Annotated in this window: 4 protein-coding genes, 4 tRNA genes and 1 rRNA gene; all 9 read left to right on the top strand. The window is 57.7% G+C overall.

Going from position 1 to position 3,300, the window contains the following annotated elements; genetic code table 11:
- Positions 1-2 precede the first annotated feature (2 nt).
- Positions 3-117, top strand: a 5S ribosomal RNA gene (gene rrf, locus BM254_RS17600).
- A gap of 168 nt (positions 118-285) precedes the next feature.
- Positions 286-1,251 (top strand): biotin--[acetyl-CoA-carboxylase] ligase, encoded by a 966-nt coding sequence (locus BM254_RS17595; RefSeq protein WP_092006922.1) that lies wholly within the window; start codon positions 286-288, stop codon positions 1,249-1,251.
- Entirely contained in the window at positions 1,248-1,979 is a 732-nt protein-coding gene (locus BM254_RS17590; protein ID WP_092006920.1) for a type III pantothenate kinase, read from the top strand. Before BM254_RS17595 ends, BM254_RS17590 begins: the two co-directional genes overlap by 4 nt.
- Positions 1,976-2,743, top strand: a complete 768-nt coding sequence (locus BM254_RS17930; RefSeq protein WP_245777476.1) for a hypothetical protein — start codon at positions 1,976-1,978, stop codon at positions 2,741-2,743. Before BM254_RS17590 ends, BM254_RS17930 begins: the two co-directional genes overlap by 4 nt.
- A gap of 31 nt (positions 2,744-2,774) precedes the next feature.
- Positions 2,775-2,850, top strand: a tRNA-Thr gene (locus BM254_RS17580).
- Positions 2,851-2,891: 41 nt separating this feature from the next.
- Positions 2,892-2,976, top strand: a tRNA-Tyr gene (locus tag BM254_RS17575).
- 10 nt (positions 2,977-2,986) lie between these two features.
- Positions 2,987-3,061 (top strand) — tRNA-Gly (locus BM254_RS17570).
- A gap of 13 nt (positions 3,062-3,074) precedes the next feature.
- A tRNA-Thr gene (locus BM254_RS17565) sits at positions 3,075-3,150 on the top strand.
- A gap of 49 nt (positions 3,151-3,199) precedes the next feature.
- On the top strand, positions 3,200-3,300 hold a 101-nt coding region (locus BM254_RS17560), incomplete at its 3' end, for a GTP-binding protein (RefSeq protein WP_197409296.1).

Raw genomic sequence — 3,300 nt, 5'->3', positions numbered from 1 at the left:
TGCCTGACGACCATAGCGGTCTGGAACCACCTGATCCCATCCCGAACTCAGAAGTGAAACAGACCAGCGCCGATGGTAGTGTGGCATGGCCCATGTGAGAGTAGGTCATCGTCAGGCTCCTAATACCAAAACCCCCAGCGGCTTCGCCGTTGGGGGTTTTTTTATGGGATCAAGAACCTGACGATGACCACAAGAAAGCCCATTTCGCCAACCCCTTCTTTGTGTTTTCCCCTCTCCTGTTGTTTAATCCGCCCTTATTAATCTCTTCAGGCCGGATACCGATTCATGAAATCCAAAGCACTGATAACCCTTCTCCAGGACGGTAAGGTCCATTCCGGGGAATCGCTTGCCCAATCTTTGGGGGTAAGCCGTACCGCAGTCTGGAAACAGATCCGCCGAGCCGTTGACGACGGGTATGAGGTGGCAACGGTACGAGGCAAGGGCTACCAGCTCCTGACTCATGTGGATCTCCTCGATGCGGAAAAGATCTCAAGCGAAATTGCTCCCGGGATCCGGTCCGTCCTCAGCCTGACGGTTCTTGATGAAGTGGACTCCACCAATGCCGAGGTAATCCGACAGTGGCAGGCAGGAAGCTCTTCGATCCCGGTATGTATCGCGGACTGTCAGACCGCAGGGCGGGGCCGCCGGGGTAAGGCCTGGCAAAGTCCCCGTGGTGAGAATCTGTACCTCAGTATGGGGCTTACATTCCACGGGGGCTTCGCCGTGCTGGATGGCCTCAGTCTGGTACTGGGTGTCGCCGTCGCCAATGCGCTCGAGTCGCTGGGGGCAGAGTCCATCGGACTGAAGTGGCCCAATGATATCTTCCTGCCCGACGGCAAGCTTGGTGGTATCCTCGTGGAGCTCCAGGGAGAGTTGCAAGAGGGGGTGGTTCAGGTCATCGCCGGCATAGGGATCAATGTCCATATGTCAGAGGCCGAATCCGTGGACCAGCCCTGGACCAGTCTCGCATCGGCCTTTCCCGCTCTGGAATGGTCACGCAACCGGATTGCCGCGGCCATCATCAATGCCGTCCATGACGCAGCGGAAATTTTTGCCAATGTCGGCTTCAGTGATTTTCGGGCACCCTGGCAATCCCGGGATATCTTCCTGGGTAAAACGATCCATGCGCGGGGAGGAGAGCTGGAGGGCACCGGCGAGGGCATCGATGGAACCGGTAATTACCTGGTCCGGAATGCCGAGGGAGTGATTCCCGTAAGGGCCGGGGAAATCAGCCTGCGGATGGGCTCATGAGGCTATTGATAGATGCGGGAAATACCCGCTTGAAGTGGCAGCTGGGTGATCGTCAGGATGTGGTTGCCAGCGGTGTCGGGGACTTGTCGAGCCCCGATCCTCTGCAGGGGCTCCCGCCGGAACCCAGGGTTCGGCGAATCAGTATATCCACGGTAGCGGCAGAAGCTCGTCGAGAGGCTCTGGTGGCGCATCTGGAACGCCGGTTTGGTGTGGCAGCGGTGTGTCATTGGTCGGAACCGGAGCGGGGAGGGCTGAGGAATGCGTACCAGGACTACCAGCGTATGGGGGCGGATCGTTGGCACGCCATGTTTGGCGCATGGCAACAGCACCGGGAGGGCTTTGTCGTCGTGGATGCAGGCAGCGCAGTGACTGTGGATTACGTGGATCACTCCGGGCGGCATCTGGGAGGGTTCATCCTGCCGGGACTGCAGATGATGATCCGGAGCCTCCAGACCGATGCGGCCCGCATCCTGTTTGATCCTGAGCAGGTACTGGAAACGGCTCCGGGGATAAGCACCGGTGAATGTGTGAATCATGGCCTGGCCTGGCTATCCGCTGCCATGATCGACCGGATCCGGGCCGATGTCAGCACCTTTGCCCTTCGCGATATCCTCGTGACAGGTGGTGACGCCGAACGACTCCAAAGCCTTGGCCTTAACGCAATTCACGCGCCAGACCTGGTGCTCCGTGGTCTGGCCGCCATTGATGCAGAAGAGTTGGCAATATGAGGTGGTTGGCTTTACTGCTGCTCTGCGCCAACGTGTTCGTGTGGTATTTCGCGGGTGCGATGCAGCCTCCGGTACGCTCAACGGAGACTGTTTCCGGCACGTTACCCCGGGTCGCCAGTCTCAAGGCTTCGTCTGATCAGAAGGCGGTTTCCGAGCCCGAACAGGCCGAAGAGTCTGAGGTTGCAGAGGTTGCTGAGGAGCCCGGTGAAGGGGCGTCTACCGGGCTGGTTTCGTCGGGACCCGTTCCGCCGGCCCCTGTCCCGGAAGAGCGACCGTTACACTGCGTGCGATTGGGCTGGCTGGATAGTCGGGAGGCGGTCCAGGCTGTTATAGAGGCAGTGCCCGCGCTGGATGACGTCTCCGTCACCATTGAGGAAATGGAGCAGGTACGGCCACCCCTTAACTGGGTTCTGATTCCCCCGCAACCGGCGGATGCCGCCCGCAAGCAGTTCCGGGAAATCCAGCGCCAGGGTATCGACTCGTACCTGGTCACCCAGGGGGAATACCGGAACGCCATTTCCCTCGGCCTCTTCGAGTCCCGCGAGGCCGCAATTTCCGTGCTCGAAGAAAAAAAACGTCAGAATCTCAATGCAGTACTAGCCAACTACGACCGAAATCAGATAAGCTACGCCCTCGATTTTGAGGCTGAGCCGGACCTCGCTGAGGACCTGGTTCAGGCGGTAACTTCGGAATATGGCAAAAATTTCGATTTCATCGAAATCAACCCTTGCGAAGGTGTTGCAACGTCAGAAAAAACTCCGTAGTATACCGCCCTCGCTGACGAGGCGAATGTGAGCTGGCGTAGCTCAGTTGGTAGAGCAGCTGACTTGTAATCAGCAGGTCGGGGGTTCGATTCCGTCCGCCAGCTCCACTTTAAGTTTTGAGCAGATTCGTGGGAAGCGAATTTGTACGGGAGGGGTTCCCGAGTGGCCAAAGGGATCAGACTGTAAATCTGACGGCATCGCCTTCGCAGGTTCGAATCCTGCCCCCTCCACCACTTATTGCTCGCGGGCATCGTATAGTGGCTATTACCTCAGCCTTCCAAGCTGATGACGCGGGTTCGATTCCCGCTGCCCGCTCCAATTTGGTTTTAATGCTCATGTAGCTCAGTTGGTAGAGCACACCCTTGGTAAGGGTGAGGTCGGCGGTTCAAATCCGCCCATGAGCTCCATTTTTATCCGGTCAACGTTACGATCAGGTTGATTAGGGGAGTTGGTCAAATGTCCAAAGAAAAATTTGAGCGCAGTAAACCGCACGTAAACGTGGGTACTATTGGTCACGTTGACCATGGTAAGACCACTCTGACCGCTGCTCTGACTCG

The organism is Marinobacter pelagius (genome assembly GCF_900114925.1).
Taxonomy (GTDB): Bacteria; Pseudomonadota; Gammaproteobacteria; order Pseudomonadales; family Oleiphilaceae; genus Marinobacter; species Marinobacter pelagius.
Note: the sequence above shows the minus strand (reverse complement) of the source record. Positions and strands in the feature narration are given on the sequence as shown.

Excerpts from the sequence above, each read along its gene's own strand:
- BM254_RS17590 (WP_092006920.1), top strand. The coding sequence starts at position 1,248 with ATGAGGCTATTGATAGATGCGGGAAATACCCGCTTGAAGTGGCAGCTG.
- BM254_RS17930 (WP_245777476.1), top strand. The coding sequence starts at position 1,976 with ATGAGGTGGTTGGCTTTACTGCTGCTCTGCGCCAACGTGTTCGTGTGG.
- BM254_RS17595 (WP_092006922.1), top strand. The coding sequence starts at position 286 with ATGAAATCCAAAGCACTGATAACCCTTCTCCAGGACGGTAAGGTCCAT.